An 18,473-nucleotide genomic window follows, 5' to 3' on the forward strand; every position below is an offset into this window, starting at 1 on the left:
TCACGGCTGTCCCGGTAGCGGCACGTCGGATCCGGTACGGCTGTCGATGGCGGTGCCCAGGTTCTTCCAACCACGGCCGGCAGTGTAAATGAGGTTCGAGACCGTGGTGGCGTCGGCACCTGCGTAGCGCCCCCTGCTGTTCCAGGCCGTGTAGGACATCCGGAACTCGGAGGGGACGGTTCGACTGCCGGTGTAGACCGGTGTCACCTCGTACCGGACGACATGTTGAGAATCGACGAGGGACCGGACTGTGTCCTCGAAGTCCAGCATGCTTTCCATCGGGGGGATCGGGCTCTGAGGCTTGCCGACATAGGAGTTGGCATCGGTTCCGCATGTCGCCAGGTTCGCCAGATCGGTGCCCGAGCCGCTCAGCTGGGCACCGAGGAGATGGCAGGCATTGACGTCGCGGGGTCGGCCGCCCAGATAGCCGACGTAGGCGCGAGCCCAGTCGTAACCTGGGGGCTTGATGCCCGCTCGGGTCTCGGTCGAGGTGCCAGGGTGTGCGGTCACGTACGGGAGGTCGAGGCAGGCTTCCACGCCGGTGGCCCGGTTGCCGTGCGCGGCGTCCCGTGGTCCGGGGTCCACCCATCCGGTGCCCTGCCTGCGGCAGTCCTCCGAATTATCCTGATCGCCGCCGGAACCGGGGGCGGTCCCTGCGGCCGGATGCGTGGCCGGCGTCCGGTCCGGCTCGAACTGGTCGTTTCCGACCAGGTTCAGCATGTTCACCGCGCCGACGACCATCTTCCAGCCGTCGCCGGGCTTCCATCCGCCGTTCTTGGGGTTCCAGTCGGGCTTGGGAACCGGCCTGTCGGGGGCGGGTCGCGGGTTCGGGCCGTTGTTTACGTTCTGGTCGATCACGGGCCGAGGCGGGCGCACCACCGGGCGGGCCGCCGTGCTGGCGTACGACCCCGAATAGCCCCCGCCGTACGATCCGCCGTAGCTGCCCGAAGATCCCGACCCTGAACCTCCGGAGTACCCGTAACCACCGGAGTACCCGTAACCACCGGAGTAGCCGTATCCGCCCGAGTACCCGTAGCTGCCGGAGTAGCCGTAGCTGCCGGAGTAGGACCAGCTCCCTCCGAATGCCGGCATCTGCCAGTTGTAGCCGTAGCCGATCACCGAGCTGACCGCGTTGTTCAAGCCGTTGAACAAGGATTCGCAGTAGAGCTTGCACGCGTATCCGACCGCCGCTGCCCCCAGGGCGGCCAGCGCCTCAGTGCCGCCGAGCGCGGCGAGGCCGCACGCGGGGCAGTGACCTGTGGGGTCGGTCGCGTCGAGAGGCGCCCCGTTGGCATAGCCGTACCGGTTGGCCTGCGCTGACGGTGTCGGGTCGAGCTGCCAGGTGTCGCGGGAGGTGAAACCGCCGGTGCCTGGCTGGTACCAGCGTGCGGCCATGTTGACGTCGCCGGAGTTGGGGTCGGTCCAGCCGGACTGGTAGCCGAGGGCGGGGGTGGTGCCGTTGGTGGCGGTCTCCTGTCCGAAGGGGTCGTAGGCGGTGGAGCTGGTGACCTGGGTGCCGTCGGCGGAGAGGCCGGCGACCAGGTCGGTGTGCTGGTCGGTGATGGACCACTGCGGGGCCGCATTGCCCGCCTGGCTGGCCAGCAGGGCGCCGTCCGGGGTGCGGCTGTAGACGCTGGTGCCGTCGCTGAGGAGGTTGTTGGATCCGCCGTCGTAGCTGAACGTGGCGTTGCCTTGTTGGGCGACGCGGTCGAACGAGTCGTAGGTGAACGTCGCCGAGCCGTCGCTGACCTTGCGTTCGAAGGCGTCGAACGTCAGAGCCCGGGATGCGCCGGAGCCCTTGGTGGCCGCGGCAAGAGTCCCGCGTGCGGTGTAGCCGTACGTGGTGGTGCCGTCGTCGGTCAGACGGTTGCGGGCATCGTACGAAGCGGTGGCCGCTCCTGCCTTGATGCGGTTGCCGGCGTCGTCCCATCCGTATGCGGTGGTGGTCGTGCCGCTGGTCCAGGACGTCATCCGGCCGGCCTTGTCGTAGCCGTAGGTGTTCTTCCCCGCTCCTGCGGTTCCGCTCGTCGTCTTCTCGGTGAGTCGGTCATCAAGGTCGTAGCCGTAGGTGGTGCCGACCTTCTGTGTTGTTTTGTCCAGGTTGGCGACCTTGTCGCTGGCGAGGCGACCGAGGCTGTCGTAGGTGTAGTCGCGACGGGCGGTGGCCTCGTACTCCGTGGAGCCTGCGGGCTTAACCGCGTACTCCTCGAGCAGGGGCCTGCCTGCGGTATCGAAGTCGTACCAGATGTCGCTGTCGCTGAGGGAGTCCCAGACCCAGTCGATCCGGCCACCGTCGTCGTACCCGTAGTACGACTCGGAGTCGGCGCCCACCCGCTCGGTCATGTTGCCGTCGGCCTCGTAGCCGTAGCCGACCTTTCCGCCAGGGCCGTCGGCGGTGAGCAGTTGTCCTCGGTCGTTGTAGGTGTACGTGTTCCGTGCGAGGTCGTTGCCCGTGCCGGCCGCGGTGATGCGGCCCGCGAGGTCGTAGGTGAGGGTGCGGTCGGTGGTGGCGGCCTCCGCGCCCGTGCCGGTCTCGCGAACGAGGCGGCCGAGGCCGTCGAAGGTACGTCGGCGCTCCACGCCGCCGGGCAGCAGCTCGGCGATGTCCTGGCCCGCCTTGTCGTAGACGGTCGTCCAGGTGCGGTCGGTGAGGGCCGGGTGGGCGGTGGTGGAGGGTTCGATGGTGGACTCGGGCAGGTTCCAGGGCGTGAAGGTGTACGTCGTGGTGTTGCCCGGGCCGTCCGTGAACCGGGTCCGGTTGCCCGCCGCGTCGTAGCCGAAGGTCGTCGTGATGGACTTGGCGTCCGTCACGGGTTCGACCTGCTTGGTCATGTGCCCCAGTGCGTCGTAGGTGTACGTGGTGCGCGCCTGAGTGCTGGAGACGGTGGCCGTCCTGTTGCCGTCGGCGTCGTACTCCGCCTTCGCGGTACGCAGCACGCTCTGGCCTGTGCCGTAGTCCGCTGCGGCTGTGACGTTGCCGAGCGCGTCGTAGGTGGTAGTGCTCCTGCGGTCGGTCGGGTCGGTCATCTGGGTCTGGCGGCCGAGCCGGTCGTAGTCGAGCCGGGTGACGCCGTAGACCGGGTTGGTCACCGTCGTCGTCTCCCCCGCCGTGTTGTACGTGGCGGTGGTGGTGCGGCCTGCGGGGGTGGTGGATGCGGTCTGGTTGCCCGCGTCGTCCCAGACGTACCGCGTCGTGAGGTTCTGCAGGCTCGGATACCGCTCGACAGTGGTCGCGGTCAGCTGACGCCCGAGCTCGTCGTAGGTGGCCTGAGTCTTGGCCCCTGTCGGGTCGGTGGCTGAGAGTTGCAGGCCGGTCGGGGTCCAGGTGAACTCCGAGACGCCCGCTCCGTCGAGGTCGGTGGAGGTGCTGTCCAGCAGCCCGGGCTTCTCCAGTCCCAGAACGGTAGGAACGGTGCCCGCGACGGGGTCGGTCTGCCGGACCAGGCTTCCGAACTGGTCGTAGGTGTAGCGGCTGGTGCGGCCCAGCGGGTCCGTCGTCGTGGCGGGTCTGCCGAGGGCGTCGTACACGGTGCTGCTGACGGCGCTGATCTTGGTGCCGCCGGGCGGCGTGTAGTCGGGGAGGGTGACAGCGGTGGGCTGTCCGAGGCCGTCCACAGTGGTGCGGGTGACGGCTCCCCGCGCGTCACGGGTCTCCGTCGCTTCGCCGAACGTGTTGTAGCCGGTCAGAGTGGTGGGCGTGGCTGTGGCAGCCGCCCCGCCCTTGTTCTCGACCGATGTAGCCGGTGCCTTCGTTTCGACGAGGCGTCCCAGCGCGTCGTACCGGTAAGTGGTGCGGTATGTGTCGGGGTCGGCTCCTTCCGCGTTGCCTCTGGGGGCGACGGTGGAGGTGGGCAACCCGCGCTGGTCGTAGGTGCTGGTGGTGATGTGGGTGGACGTGCCGTCGGTGATCTGCTGGCGGGTGACGTTGCCCGCGGCGTCGTACTCAGCAGTGGTGGTCAGCCGCTTCCCCGAGCTGTCGACAGGCCGGCTCTCCTCGGTCACCCGGTCGTCCGCGTCGTAGGCGAGGTCGGTGATCCTGTTCAGGCCGTCCGGGTCGAGGACGTTGCGGGTGGTGCGTCCGGTCGCGTCCACGGTGTGCGTCATGGTCACGCTGCCGCCGCCGGTGACCTGGCGGGTGAGGTTTCCGGCACCGTCGTAGGTGTTCGACTCCAGCTGGACATCGCGCCGGGTGCCGTCCGCCTGCTTCACCTGCCGTGCCGTGCTCGTCGCGGTGAGACCGTCGTCGAAGTAGGTGAACGCGGTGGTGGCGCCCATCGCGTCGGTCGAGGAGGCCAGGCGGCCTGCGGGGTCGTAGGCATTGGACGTGACGACCAGGTCACGGACTTCGCCGGTGGGCGAGCCGGTCCAGTCCTTCAGGACGGTTTCGGCGTGCTGGCCGCGCGGCGTGTAGGCGTAGGTGAGACGGGTGCCGGTCGGGTCGGTCGTCGTGGCGGCCCGTCCCATGGCGTCATGGGTGAGGGAAGTGACATGGTCCTCCGCGTCGGTGACCGTGTCGTTCAGGCCGTGGCTGTCGTAGTGATAGCTGGTGGTGCGCTTGGCGTCGGCGCCCGAGGTGTCCTCGGCCGACTCGGTGAGCAGGTTGCCGTCGGCGTCGTACGACCGGGTGATCTTCGCAGTGTGTGTCAGTCCGGTGATCTCGTTCTTCACGCCGACGCCGGACTCGGAGACGACGCGGGACATGGTGTCGTAGCCGTAGCTGGTGGTCACGCCCTCAGGAGCGGCGTCGGATATCTGCTTCTCGGCGGTCTTGCGGCCCAGGCCGTCGTAGGTGAACTCGGTGACCAGTCCGGAGGGCGAGGTGATCGCGGCGGTGCTTCCCGTGGCGAAGTACCGGTAGGTGGTCACCGCGCCGCCGGGAGTCGTCTCCTTGGCGACCAGCCCGGCCGGGGTGGTCCCGCCGCCGACAGCTGCTTCGCTGCCGGTGGTGTAGGCGGTGGTCGCGGTACGGGCGTCCGCGAGCCGGGTGGTGCTGGGCAAGCCGAGCGGTGTGTAGGTCAGGGACGTCTTGTAGCGGTCATCGTCCGGCCCGGTGGAGCGTGCGTCCCGTGCGGTGACCGGCTTGTCATTGCGCGGGTCGAGTTCATCGCCCGGGTTGAGGTAGTACTCGGTGTACGCGCTCCAGCACGAGTCCGCGTCACGGCACGTCGTGGTGGTGACCGCGTTGCCCCGGGCGTCGTGCCCGGTGACCGTGGCGTGCCCGTTGGGGTCGGTCACGGTGTGGATGAAGCCACCCGTGTCGTAGGTGTAGGTGGTCACCCCGTCTTCGGCGTCCGTGACCTGCGTGGGCCGCATGCCCTTGAGCGCGTCGTACGACGTGAGGACCGTGTGTCCGAGGGGGTCGGTCACGCCGATGGTGGCCGCCAGCGAGGAGAGCCCGGACCGCTCGCGTGACTGGAAGTGGTCGGCGACCTGGTCGGCCGACAGCGCCTTGCGGTAGATGGCTGCTTCGTCGATCTGTCCGGTGAACCGGTAGGTACCGCTGGGTACTCCCATCCACCCGGAGCTTGCGTACCCTGCGCCGAGATAGGCGTACGCCAGCCCCTGCTCGGAGATCGTGCCTGCCAGCGTGCCGACGAGCACACCGTCCAGATAGAGCGACTGAGTGGTGCGGGCACCGGTGAGCACGGCGTGGTGCCACTTGCCGTCGGTCACCGTCTGGGTGGAAGTGATCGGCTTCGCGCCCGGATTACCCGTCAGATACCACTCACCACGCAGTTTCCCTGCCTCGTCGATGTTGAGGGCGGGGCGCCAAGAAGTCGGCGTGGCGCCGAGTTCGGCGTTCTGGAATCCGAGCAGGACACCGGACTTCGTCGTGTTGAACCAGAGTTCGGCCGTGAGGTCGGTGGTGCCGGCCACCAGTTTGCCGGGGACGGAGACCGCCCCGGTCCCTGAGAGCTGGACCGCTTGCCCGTCGCCCGTGCCGAAGATGCCTGTCGTTCCTGCGGTCGCATTGACGTAGGTGCCGTTGCCCTGAGCAGCTGTGACCTTGCTGATTGCAGTGGTCGCGCCCTTGTTCTCGTCCAGCGGCCAATAGGCGGCCGGGGCATCCCCGACGATCTCTCCGCGGTAGTGGGCACTGTCACCGGTGATCAGTGCGGAACGGGCCGCGAAGTGTTTCTTGACCGTTGCCGCACTCATGGTGCGCTCGTACAGCGCGACCTCGTCCATCTGACCGGTGAAGTGGTAGGTACCCGCTGCCACCCCCATCCAGCCGGAGCTCGCGAAGCCCGCGCCGAGGTAGGCGTACGGCCTTCCCTGGTCGGATATCGTGCCGGCCATCGACCCGACCAGTTGACCGTCCAGGTAGAGGGACTGCGTATTCACCGCTCCGGTCAGGACGGCGTGGTGCCACTTGTTGTCGGTCACCGTCTGGCTCGACGTGATCGGCTCCGCGCCCGGGTTCCCGGCCAGGTACCACTCTCCGCGTAGCTTTCCGGCGGTGTCGATGTTCAGCACCGGCCGCCAGGACGTGGGGGTCTCGCCCAGCTCCACGTCCTGCAGGCCCATCAGCACACCGGACTTGGCCGTCTTGAACCACAGCTCGACCGTGGGAGTGGTCGGGCTCGTGGGCAGATCGTTGGGCAGCTGGACGTAGGAATCGGCGCTCCCGTCGAAGGTGGCGGCGGTGTCGTCACCGTCAGCGAAGACACCGGCTGCGCCCAGCGATGTCCCGTCCCCGTAGGAACCCTCCGATCCGTCGCCGGCGGCGCTGACCGCCTTGGATCCGGAGCGCTCCCCCAGCCGCCAGTAGCCCTCTGGTGCGAAGGCCCGCACCTCGTCGGCGTACGTGACCGAACCGGCCGAGTAATCGGGGGCGGAAACCTTCCACGTCCCGCCGTTGTCGTCGGTGTGCTCGGTGAGCCGGCCGGTGGCCGGGTCGTAGACGGCGGAAGCGTGGGTCCTGCCCGAGGGAAGGGTCACCTTGGTGATGCGGCCGGCGGCCTCGCGCGCGGTGTAGTGGTCCTTGACGGTCGCCGCGTCGAGGGGGCGGCCGTAGATTGCGACCTCGTCCATCGTTCCGCTGAAGCGGTGGTTGTCCGCCGCTACGCCCATCCAGCCCTCGTTGGCCCAGCCCGCGCCGAGATATGCCTTCTGGTCTTCGCGCATGCTGACGGTCCCAGTCAGGCTTCCGACCTTGGCCCCGTCCAGGTAAAGGGTCTGCGCGGTGCCCTGGCTGGTCAGGACGGCGTGGTGCCAGGCGTTGTCGGTGACTGCCTTGGGGGAGACGATCGGCTTCGTGCCGGCGTACTCCACCGTGTAGAACTGACCGCGCAGCTTGCCGTCGGCGTCCACGTTGAGGAAGGGACTGTATCGGGTCGGCTTCGAACCGATCTCGGCGTCCTGGAGAGTGGCGAGCACACCGGGCTCGGTTGTCTTGAACCAGAGCTCGACCGTCAGGATGTCGGAGGTCTCCAGAGCTGCGTCTGGGAGTTCGACGACTGAGTCCTGGCCGTCGAAGGAGGCAGCGGTGTCCGTCGTTCCGGTGAGCGCGGAAGTAGCGCCAAGGATCACGTCACGGTAAAGGGCGTCGTTGAGCCCTTCGCGGGAGGGCGCGCTGCTGCTCGCGGTGGAGCCTTCCTCCTCGCCGAGTGGCCAGTACGACTGTGGGCCCGCGTCGAGGACCATGCTGTGGTACAGCGAACCGTTCTCATAGTCGTACCCGGTGCACTCGGTCGAGGACGAAGGCGGACACACCTTCGTCAGCCGGTCGCCGGAATAGCTGTACGTCCAGGTGAGTCCGGGTGAGCCTGCACCCACGGGGCTCGTGGTCACCGAGCTGATGCGGCCGCCGGTCCAGGTGAAGTGGAGCGAACGGCCCGAGAGCTTGTCGGAGACCGCGCTCAGCGTGCGGTTGTCCGCTCCTCCGTAGGTCAGTGTCTGCACGCGGCCGGCGCTGTCGGTGACGGAGGTCAGCAGTCCCGAGCCGTCGAACCGGGCTGTCGTCCCTCCGCGTTGGCGCATGGTCCAGCCGGTCGAGTCCGCGACGAGGTCCGTGGTGCTGCCGGAGGGCCCCGCGAGCGTGCCGTCCGGATTGCGGCCGAAGCGCACCTGCGACCCGTCGGCCCGGGTGACCATCACGGTGTTGCCCACGGTCTCCTGGACCAGTCGCATGTCCCAGCGCGTCGACCAGCCGACGCCGAAGGCGCTGGTCCGGCGTGGGTCCAAGGAGTTGTAGGTACGGGTGACGGAGAGCTCCGGTCCGACGGTCGGCATCGCCGCGTCGGTCGCCGCAGTCACATAGTTGCCGGAGCGGGCGCCGATCTCACTCGTGCCGTCCGCGCCACCGAGGTGACTGGTCACCGCGGGCTGCGGGACCGATGTGGTGAAGACGGAGGCGTGCGGCTGGGACGAGGTCGCACTGCCGTCGTAGACGTATGCGTACCAGGCGTAGGTCTTGCCCCAGGAAAGCCATCCCGCCGGGACCGTCCACTGCTGCTTGGTGCTCCGCGTCCCCTTGCGGCAGTTCTTACGGCTGTCGCTTCCCTCGATCTCGCAGACTTCGAAGGTATAGCTGAGGGCCGATGACGGGTAGCGGTCGGTGTCCTTGCCGTTCGCCCAGAGAGCCGGAGTGAGGGAGTCCACGGGGGTGCCACTCGCAGGCGCCTCGGCCGTGAGCACCGGCGGTATGTTGACCGCGGATATCTTGACGGCCGCGCCCGGCACCCCTGCCGTGGTGAAGCGGGAGACGCCGAGATCCGTCATCGTCCACTCGATGGTGTACGTAGCAGGCGTCAGAGGCGCGATCTTGGCGTCCAGCGTCACACTCTCACCGGGCGAGATGTCGCTCGGCATGAGCGTGTAAGCGATCTTCGAGCTGTCGGTGATCTCCGTGCCGGAAGCGTTGTACAAGTTGTAGCGCAGCCTGTAGTCGCCTCCCTTGGGCCAGGTCGCCTGCCCCCGGTTGGTGACGGTGACCTTCATCGACCCCTGAGTGGTGGCGGTAACCGGCGCGGTGAAGTCGCCCAGCCCGTAGGTCGCCCCGTACGGCGTCCACGTGACATCCAGGCTCGGCTTCCCGTTGGGGTAGTCGTCCGAACCGAACTGCTTCCACCCCTTGGAGTCGGACGTCGATGCCTTGACGGCCAGCCCGTAGTTCTTCTTCCGACCGTGTGTCCAGTCATCCACCAGCTTGCGTCCGGCCGAACCCAGCTTGATGGACTCCCACTTGGCACCACCACACGGGTAAGCGGTCTGCCCCTCCGGGCGCCAGCCGTGCGCGAAGCTCTTCGACGCGAGAGCGGAACCCGTCGACGGCCCGGGGTACTTGGTCGTGGTCGACTCAGCCCAGTTCGACGTGATCGGGTGGACCGTCACCGGCCTGGCAGTACACGAGTAGGAGTACGTGTTGTACAAGGCCAGGCTGGTGTTGACCACCCAGGCGTTCTTGAGAGTGGTCTCCAGGCCCGAGAAGCGCAGGAAGGCAGCCGCCTTGTGCCCGCCTGCGTCGTAGGTGCCGGTCTTCAGCACGGTGTCACTGGAGAAGTTCTGGTTGTACGGGGACTGCACGTACGTCCCTGAAGTCGCGTCCACTGACTTCAGGGACGGGTCCACTCGTACGGGGAAGACACGCTCGGGGGCCTGCAGCCACTCCTGGTCCAGCGTCACCACGAGGATCTGCTGCCCCGCCTCCTCGGTCAGGCCGAAGGTCACACCCGAGGAGATCTCACCCTGGGCGGAGTTCTCGGCATGACGGGAGTCCTCCATCCAGCCGGCCGGCATCCACGCCCGCTCGACGCCCTCGGCGTCGGTGAAGGACACACCGCCATGCTCGGCGATGCGCGCGGTCAGTCCTTGTACATGGAGAGGGAAACGCCAGGTCGAGGGTGCGTCCTTGCTCCGGAGGATCATGGTCTCCTTGACCGATCCACTGCCGGCCACAAACTCCAGGTCTGCGTCGTCACGCACCTCGGGGTACGTAATGGCACTGCCGTCGACCTGCCCCTCGGACTCCTGCGCGTCCTCCAGCCCGTAGCCCACCGACAGCCCGTCGCCCAGCCCCATCGTCACCACAGGCCCGGCCGCGGCGTCAGCGGCGAAGTCGAGCGGTGCCTCTGTGGTACTCGTCTGCCAGCCCAGGCCCAGGTCGTCCCCGCTCATCGTGTGCGAGCCAGGTGCATCCGCGGGCACAAGGGAGGAGTCGACTTTCTGCCACTCGCCTTGGCCGTCCAGGAAGTTGACCTGCTCGTTGTAGAAGCGGGTGGTGTACGTGCCGTCCTCGTTGACGAACGTGGATTCCCGCTCCTTGCGCTCGTCCTTCACCTCGGCACTGCGCTCGGGGTCGAAGCCGACAGGCGTCACTGGGGCTGGAGCCGCCACTTCCACGCTCGGCCCCGGAGCGGGCATCGTCACCTCACGATCCAACTGCGGCTCTGATGCTGCGCCTTCTGCGGGAAGTTCACCCGGCGTATCCACCGCGTTGCCCCGCCCTCCGGTGGCCACCGCGTCCGTGGCGTCGATGGAGGCCCTGTGGCTGCGCCCAGCAGCTGAACCCCAGTCCTGGTCCGGTACTTCCCCCTCGGGCACACGAACCACGTCAGTCTTGTCAAAGGCGACAGCCGCCTGCTCCGTGCCGGCAAGAACGGCCATCGCGAAGGCGACGGCAAGTACAAGGGGACGCACAGCACGCACAAGGACTCCCACGCGGATGATCAAGACATGAGAGTTGTATGAGAATCACTCCGGTAGTGCAAGTCTCGAACAGATCTTGTGATGTTCGCGTGATGATCAAGGGGTCGTCTGAGTCGCACCGCCTCTCCCCCAACCCGATGGAGGGGCGGGCGGGCTCACGAACCCGGTGATACCCCCGGTGAGTCATGGTTGACATGAGCTGAGTGCCCCTTCCGGCGGCGACCTTCGCACGGCCTCCTTCCACACACTGCCGCCGATGCAGTTGCCGGGCAGGACTCGGACAAACACCAAAACGAGCCGGATGACAGCGTTACGGGCCACCTGAATCCTGCGCTGGCGCAGTGCGTCGCGGTTCGGAGTTGGAGTGGTAGCACTTGTCGCCGAGCAGGGCGTCGCGCCTTCGGCGGGTGGGACGCCGTCGGCCGTCATTGATGGCGCGGCTCGCCTTGCTCGACATTGGCACACAGGCCTCAGATGCCTTGCAGTTGCTGGCACCCCCCTTTCCCGCTGTCCCCGCTGCGCCGACCGAAAGCGCTCCACTACCGCGTGCTTCCGGCCGGACCAAACCGCTGATTCTCCGGATCCTCTCGGGCATGTCGCCGTCTCACAGATGGAGCACACCCATGGCCGACACCAGCCCGAACTCCCTCGGCCCCGCGCCGTACCGCGTCCCCGAGCAGACCTTGACGACCTCGCCAGCACCCTCGCCAAGACCATGGCCGAGGTCAGGCAGCACGGCGTCATCCTCGACCGTCTCGGCTCCGAGCCCGAATCCGCTGCCGGCCAGCCGACGGACAGCGCTCCGGAAGCCGAGGCGGCTGACGGAAAGAAGGCCGACGGCCCCGCCTCGGTGCTCATCCTCGCCCTGGGCGGCGAGGCATACGCCGTCGAACTCGCCGCCCTCAGCCACTGGGTGAACTACCTCTTCCTGCCGATGTACGGCCGGGAGATCAGCACGAACCGTCCCTGGTGCGCGCACGCACGAACACCCGAGGCCGTCGCCCGGCTCCACGCACTCTGGCTCGCCTGGCAGGAGTTCACCGACACGGACGCCGACCTGTCCGGCCTGTCAACCTGGCACCGCGACCACCTGGACCAGACCCTGGCGCACCTGCGTGCACCCGACGGACCCTTCGCGGCCTGCACGACCGACGCAACTCGCCCCAACCACCGTGTGCTGGCCACCCCGGCGCCCGAGCAGTCGGGGGTGGCGGCGTGAACGACATCCTCGACTTCGACCTCGCGCCGATCTCTCGCCGGTCGACGACGACTCCGAGGAGGCGATGGAGACCCTCCGGGCTGGCGACTTGACGGTTCTGTCCCAACACCGGCCTCACCGCCATAGCCCCTCTCAACTTCACCGAAGTCTTCGCGCCCGCCGAACTGTCTCTCCCTACAAACGTCAACCCGAGCCACGTCGACCAGGTCCTGGCGGCTGCCACCGCCATCAGCGGCATGGACAACGAGCTGGGTGGCGGTGGCGTGGTGCGTGACGTAGCCGCCCGAGCGATGCAGTGGTCGGCCGGCCTGCTGCAGACCCAGTTCCCCGAGCACATGCGAACCGACCTGTTCGCCGCCGTATCACGGCTTGGCATCGTGGTCGGCGCCTCTGCCTTCGATGCCTACCACCACGATGAAGCCACCAAGACGTTCCGGTTCGCAGCAGACTGCGCCGAGGAGCCCGGCGACTGGCATCTGCGGGCCAAGACGTACTCGTTCCTCGCACGGCAAGCCGTGTGGATCGGGGCCCCCGATGACGGCCTCAGGCATGCCGAGAATGGGCTTGTGCGCTCCGACCGTCTGACGGCGACCGAGCAGGCGATGCTTCACACGGCAAGGGCCAGGGTCTTCGGGGAGATGGGCAACGTCCGGGACACCATGGCGGCCGTCGGCGCCGCAGACGAGGCGTTCACTCGGGCCCGGCCCGCCGAAGACTCGCTGTGGATGGCCTACTACGACGAGGCGCAACACAACGGGGACACGGCTCACGCCCCGTGACGAGCGCCTTCTTCTCGTCCCGCATCTTGTAGCCGGTGTTCAGGCAGTCGACGACGTTGCGGCCGAGCCGGTCCACCGCTGCGGCGACCAAGCCGTCGTACGGGCCCTTCTCGTCACGGAGCGACGGGCCCAGGCTGAGGCGGGTCACGGGATCGGTGGCTCCGGAGACCTCCCAGTCGTCCGCCCAGCCGATGATGTGGGCACCGAAGGAGGCCGCGGCAGTGAGCACGTTCTCGCGCTGGCGCTCAGGCGAAGACGTCGCCAGCTTCACGCGCGACAGCCGCCGCACGCCGAGCAGGCACTTGCCGCATCCGTCGTAGGGTCGTTCGATCGCATTGAGGTCCGTACCGCGCACTTCTTCTCTCCGTTCGAGCGCGCACGGTACGGAGAATCGACGGCACGACCCAGCTGAAGGATCTTGATCAGCCCAGGAAGCTCAACCGCACCTGCCGGTCCCTGTTGTCGACGTTCGTGTCCACCAACATCCGTTAAGACAACCCTGAGGATAGCTGGCCACGCCACGCCTATGGCCGCGTGGCCAAAATGTACGCGGATACAAGGAGTCCCTGTACGCCGCTCCCCCGCTGCTCCAGGGAATGGACGCCGGCAGGCGCGGTCGGAAGACGGGGCGGGGTTCTACCCGTACGCCTGGGTCCCCGCACGCGGGCCCGGGGGTGACGCCGCCGGGCCCGCCGAGGCGCGTTCCCCGAGGCCAGGACCGCGTGCGGCCCCGAAGGGTCTCGCCTGCTACTACTCGCCCATCTCGTTTGGAGAGTCGCCGGGTGCAGCTGAAGGGCTATGGCGATGCTGGCGAAGCCAGCGAAGTGGGCGTCCCTGCGTCCGTATTGGTGGTGCAGTCGGCGGAAGGCGCCAAACCAGGCAACGGGGGGCTCGATCACCCATCGGTGTCGGCCAAGGCGTTGGGAGGAGTCGATGCACCCGCAGGCGATGCCGGTAGGGATCCGGCGCCGTGGCAGGTAGGAGCGGATTCTACAGAAAGGTCGGGACGACGATGGCAGTTGCCTGATAGAACTCGTGGGTTACGTCTAGCAGGCGGTGGTAGACCTGCGCGATCACGATGACAAATGGATGAAGGGAACCGCGTGGCTACCAAGGAGGAGAAGTCACTCAGCAAGATCTCGTTCGTTACCCAGAAGGCGCCGGTTGATGAGCGCGGGCGGGCACTGTACGCCGTTGCACGGTCAATCCTTCGAGCACTCGTTGATCAGATCCCTGTATCCGGCCTCACGGTTTTGAACACCGATCGAGTCGATGTGACGCTTCGCCAACTGGCTTACGTTGCTCGACTCCAGCGGGACAAGGGAATGCGCGGCGATGGGTTCGAATGGGCGGTTCACGAAGCGATTCAGGGCATGGAGCCCACAGTCGTCGATCCCCTCGTTACGACCATGAAGCGGGCTTCGCCAAAGGGCTTCAAGTACCTTGACCGTCCGGAGTCGTTGCTGTTTGGCTACGAGCGGGCAAAGTACCTTGGCTTTCTTGAGGCCGTTATCGTCAACGCCTCGGACGAGGCCGTGATCCTGCCCGATACACGTGGCCGACCGCCCGCGTTCGACAACTGGGTGCGCCTTGCGGCGATTGGGGAGGCAGCCGAGCCGCATCTTGGAGCGAGGCTTAGAAAGATTTGGCGGACAGATCTGTTCGTCAGCGATCAGGAGCGCCATCGCCACCTTGCGGTGACCATCAAGAGCAATAAGGAGCAGTTGGAGAGCGGGCCGGGCCTGCGGATCGGTGTCGTCCCAGAGCACAAGGATCTACCTGCTGGGGTCACCAAGCAGACAAGCAAGGCTGGAGACAGTCTGTGGGTCGTAGCCCTGCCTGATCCTCACGGGTTCATGGGGCTGTACAACGACGCCTACGCGGCAGTCGGTGAAGCAATTACGACGCTCGGACGGCATGACCGCGGCAACTACTGGCAGAAGCCGACACCGATGGCTCAGAAGATTCAGGAACAGTTGGAAAAGTATGCCGACGTGAAGGTTGCCGAGATTGAGTGGGCACTCAATGATGCTGCCCAACAGGATCTCGCCGATGTCGAGTCCAGGCTTCTCTCCGTGGATGCTCCTGACTGGCTTCACCTAGGCCAACCAGATCAGGAAGCCATAGCTCTGGCCGCGCGCCCCTCGTTCATTAAGCTGGATTGAGCTAAAGACGTTGTCTGACTTGGTGAGTTTTCGGTGGCAGGTGAGGGTCGCGGCTACGTCTACGAAGACCAGGTTGCTGTTGGTCTGACCTCCACCGACAATCCGGTGCGCGGTCTTCTCCAGCTCGTTGATGCCTTCCCGCCGTGCTTCCTCGTCTGCGAGACGTTGGCGGAGCAGTGTCTTGACGAGGTCACGGACCGTGGTGTCGACGGCCGGCTGCGGGCGGGTGATGGTGTCGGTGATGGGGGCGCTCTCTGGGTGAGTGGGGAAGACGGAGTTGTGGTTCGGCAGGGTCGTGTTCAGTCCGCACGGCGGATCGTCAAGCGGTTCTCGTTGAAGGTCTCCCAGTCCGGGACCAGGTAGAACCGCTGGTGCGCCGGCAGATCCTTCGCGGCCACGACGACCCGCGGGTCCCCGCGGTAGAGCTGAACATCACCCGTCTCCACGAGCTGCTCCAGGGCGGCCCGCACCTTCTCCAGATCCTCCCCGGCGATCGTGACGAGCCGGTCGAGGGAGGTGAACACCTCGGTGGGGTAGTCGAGGTCGTCAATGAGGTGGCGGACGATCCCCTGGTCCGCAGGCGGGGTGTACGAGTAGTGCCGCATCTTCCGCAGCCGGGCCAGAACCGGTTCCGAGAGCGTCAGGGTGTCCTCGGGCAGCGGGAACTCCTCGGGCATGCTCCAGACACCGTCCTCGTGGGCCACGAGCTTGAGGTCGAGCATCGTCTGCACGAGCTCCCGAACCGTCGTCGGAACCGGCATCCCCGCAGCCCGCAACGCACCCGTCAACGTCGCCTCATGTTCTGCTGCGTCGGTGCAGATCTCTTCGCGCTCCTCATCGCTCTCCGCAGACTCCAGCTCCTCCTCGTCGAGCCACATGACGGGGGCATTGAGGTCATCGCCGAGAAGACGGAACAGGCCCTCGCGGCTGTCTCCGACGATCTGCTGCACCACCTCGTCAAGGTCACCCTTGACCTTCCGCACCGTCGCGGTCCCGAGAACCATGCACAGCAACATTCCCTGGTGCTGCGGCAGAACATGCCCCCACCCGCTGCTCCACCAGCCGGTGTGCATGGACAGGCTGTCGTCGCCGACGTTGGTGTTCTGGGCGGTGGTGGTGTCAATCATGGTTCCGTTCCCCTTGGAAAGCTGTGTGCTGGTGTGCGTCCGGCGCGTGAAGGACCGGACGGTGGTAGTAACGCTAAACACGACGAAGTCGATTCAGGTGTGCTCACGCCGCCATGTCCGCCGACCCGTGCGTCTCCTCGTACTTCCTGCGGCACGACCAGTGCTCCGGCAGCCCTTCCGGGCCCGGCATGCTCGCAGGGCCACCGCAGCCGAACCGGCACAGCGGGATTGCGTTGCCCAACGCGTCAACCGCGACCTCAGGGGCAACCGACTCCTTGGTGCGGGTCTCAAGGACGATCGCACGGCCTCCGCGCCGCTCCTTGGGCTCGGCCCGCACCTCGGACGCCGGACGATCCTCAGTGCACCAATCTCTCCGGACGCCCTCCCGAACCAATGGCGCCCGCTTCTTCACCTCCGCGACCGGGCCGTTCGCTTCTACGTACTTCTGCCACTGCTGTACCGGAAGCCACCCGTGCTGACCGTCCCGCTGGAAGGGAACACGCCCGCCGGCCGCCGCCTCCACAATGAACTGCGTGAGGGTCAGGTTCACCGGACCGTCCGGCCGCGCAAATCCGCTCGACAGGTGGGCGGGGACGAGAACGCGGTGCCAGCCCCCGCAGTACCCGGTGGCAGTGGGGTTCTCCGGGTCGTAGGCAATCTCGGGGCAGCGGTCAAGCGCACCGCTTGGACTGCAGCGCCCCTCCTCCAGAACGAAGTTGCCGTCCCGGATCTGAATCGGGTTCTTCTGCACACGGATGACGGAGGCCGGCAGGTCGGGAGTGCGGACGTACGGGACGATGCCAACACCCGCATGGTCAGGGCTGGCGAAATCCCAGACCGACCGAATGCCACCGCGGCGCCGGAACCCCTCGCGGGCGCGCATCCCGCGAGCGGTCTGCTCACTCAGCTGGGGCTCGTAGCCGAGGACGATGCCGTCGGCCCCACTGATGCGCACATCGAGGCGGGCGTGCCCTTCGGCGGCCGACGACTCGATCGTGGCAGCAAAGCCGTGGTCCGCGGAATCCTTCGCGACCCGTTCCTTGCGGGCAAGGTGCTCGTCAGACTCGTGGCTGATGGGCCTCTCCCCGCGCTTGCGGTAATGGGAAGCGAGCCACACACCGTTCCGCTCAACCAGGTACATGGCTACCCGACGCCCCCGGGCGTTCCGGCAGTCCGGACAGATCAGCCCTCGCTGCTCAACGGGACGCGCTTCCGCATGCGCAGGAGCTCCGCCATGAGGGCTTCGCCGTACGGGACGCCGAGATCAGCCCGGTCGAGATCGAGATTGATGCCGGCCGGTTCGTAGTGAACCGGGTTCCGGAAGAGTTCTTCGTCGCTGTCGAGCTCGAGATCGCCGTCCATGGGTGCTCCCCGCAGCCGCCACGAATAGGACGAACAACGCTACGGCACAGGTCTGACAAGGGGGGGCTGAACTGGAGAAATAGACCGACCGTCTCCAACCCGAACCGGGATGGAGACGATTGGTCAGGATCATGGTTCGTTGATCTGCCGCAGGTTCAGCGGCGCCCACGAAAGCGCGCAGGTTCTCGGGCGCAGCCTGCCCGGCTGTGCTGCGGGAGTGTCACTCGTCGGCTGGTCGGGGCGTGTCGCCGGAGTGGTAGAAGCAGCACGTCACACCGGGGGCCGGTGCTCGTGGTTCGTCGGGGCGGGGGGCGTACAGTGTCTGGCCGCCGGGGAATTGCCCGCGTTCGGTGGTCAGGGCTGCGCCAGTGTCGATCTCGTCCTTCGTCCAGTCCGTGATGTCCAGGAGTAGCCCGTCCAGCGGCCCGCCGATGAGTGCGGCGTATGTCCGCCACGGCACTGGGCCCGGGTTGGGGCCGAGCCTGTGGTGGGTGCTGGGCAGGGCTTCGGTGTCTGGGTTGTGGCGGCTATGTCCTTGATCAGGTTGACGCGGGATTCCCCATCGCAGGCCTCGGTGACATGGACCAGGTAGCCGCTCCAGCGGGTGTTGCCGCGGATGGCCCGACGGGCTTCGCGATCGTAGGGCGAGACGGTCCGGAGTACCCCCTTGGGCTGTCCGTCCTCCTCGGTGCGGGGTCGCGAGGTGCCACAGGTATCTAGGAGGAAGTTCTGCACCATGATCTGCCGTGGGACCTCGGCCCGGGGACCGCACTGGTGGGGTGGCAGGCGTTCGAGGAGCCGACGGGCGTCTGTCCCGGCCTGTTTGAGACGGGTGACCGGATGGCTCGACTGGCTGGGAGGCGGACAGTCCGGCCGTGGCGGACGGCCCACTCCGCATCCACCAGCTCGTCCAGCATCTCGGCAGCGCGAACGGCGGCTTCTTCCAGCGCGGTGCGTACCGCTTCGAGGACGAGTTCCAGGCGGGTGAGTTCCCGCGCTGCGGCAAGGGCCTGGGTGGAGTCGGTTCGCTGTCTTCCCCGCTCCTTGACCGGACCGGCCCGCCGCATCCGGCCCAGAGTCGCGGAACAAGAGCTGGTCCGCGCGGTCGTCCTGTGACGGCCGGTCCCGGAAGTCGGTCCACACACTGTGGTGAAAGCCGGGATCGTCCAGT

At 67.1% G+C, this 18,473-nt stretch carries 8 protein-coding genes and 2 pseudogenes; 4 read left to right on the forward strand and 6 right to left on the reverse strand.

What is annotated here, in order from left to right; genetic code table 11:
• Nucleotides 1-10,650 carry a LamG-like jellyroll fold domain-containing protein gene (locus ACZ32T_RS28810; RefSeq protein ID WP_467369850.1) on the reverse strand — a complete coding sequence of 3,550 codons (10,650 nt, stop codon included), beginning with the start codon at nt 10,648-10,650 and terminating at the stop codon, nt 1-3.
• Between the two features lie 623 nt (nt 10,651-11,273).
• On the opposite strand from ACZ32T_RS28810, the pseudogene ACZ32T_RS28815 reads away from it, so the two are divergent.
• Nucleotides 11,274-11,869: pseudogene (locus ACZ32T_RS28815) on the forward strand (DUF4913 domain-containing protein).
• A gap of 236 nt (nt 11,870-12,105) precedes the next feature.
• Nucleotides 12,106-12,648, forward strand: a complete 543-nt coding sequence (locus tag ACZ32T_RS28820) for a hypothetical protein (RefSeq protein ID WP_467369852.1) — start codon at nt 12,106-12,108, stop codon at nt 12,646-12,648.
• On the opposite strand, the gene ACZ32T_RS28825 is transcribed toward ACZ32T_RS28820, so the two are convergent.
• Nucleotides 12,560-13,003 carry a recombinase family protein gene (locus ACZ32T_RS28825; RefSeq protein WP_467369854.1) on the reverse strand — a complete coding sequence of 148 codons (444 nt, stop codon included), beginning with the start codon at nt 13,001-13,003 and terminating at the stop codon, nt 12,560-12,562. The genes ACZ32T_RS28820 and ACZ32T_RS28825 overlap by 89 nt on opposite strands.
• A gap of 199 nt (nt 13,004-13,202) precedes the next feature.
• On the opposite strand from ACZ32T_RS28825, the pseudogene ACZ32T_RS28830 reads away from it, so the two are divergent.
• Both ACZ32T_RS28830 and ACZ32T_RS28835 read left to right on the forward strand, forming a co-directional pair.
• Nucleotides 13,203-13,297, forward strand: a pseudogene (locus tag ACZ32T_RS28830) (3-hydroxybutyryl-CoA dehydrogenase); the annotation flags it as partial.
• A gap of 454 nt (nt 13,298-13,751) precedes the next feature.
• The gene (locus ACZ32T_RS28835) at nt 13,752-14,813 is read left to right on the forward strand and encodes a hypothetical protein (protein WP_467369856.1); all 1,062 of its coding nucleotides are present in this window, start codon (nt 13,752-13,754) and stop codon (nt 14,811-14,813) included.
• Nucleotides 14,814-15,112: 299 nt separating this feature from the next.
• Here the strand turns inward: ACZ32T_RS28835 and ACZ32T_RS28840 are convergent, their stop codons facing one another.
• From ACZ32T_RS28840 to ACZ32T_RS28855, 4 genes are all read right to left on the reverse strand, one after another.
• Nucleotides 15,113-15,940 carry a DUF6042 family protein gene (locus ACZ32T_RS28840; protein WP_467369858.1) on the reverse strand — a complete coding sequence of 276 codons (828 nt, stop codon included), beginning with the start codon at nt 15,938-15,940 and terminating at the stop codon, nt 15,113-15,115.
• A 103-nt stretch (nt 15,941-16,043) separates the two neighbouring features.
• Nucleotides 16,044-17,081, reverse strand: coding sequence for a hypothetical protein (locus tag ACZ32T_RS28845; RefSeq protein WP_467369860.1), 1,038 nt, complete (start codon nt 17,079-17,081; stop codon nt 16,044-16,046).
• A 41-nt stretch (nt 17,082-17,122) separates the two neighbouring features.
• Nucleotides 17,123-17,302, reverse strand: coding sequence for a hypothetical protein (locus ACZ32T_RS28850; protein ID WP_467369862.1), 180 nt, complete (start codon nt 17,300-17,302; stop codon nt 17,123-17,125).
• Nucleotides 17,303-17,522: 220 nt separating this feature from the next.
• A complete protein-coding gene (locus ACZ32T_RS28855) occupies nt 17,523-17,804 on the reverse strand; it encodes a hypothetical protein (RefSeq protein ID WP_467370019.1) in 282 nt (93 codons plus the stop codon).
• Between the last annotated feature and the right edge of the window lie 669 nt (nt 17,805-18,473).

The organism is Streptomyces sp. NPDC023573, assembly GCF_055559735.1.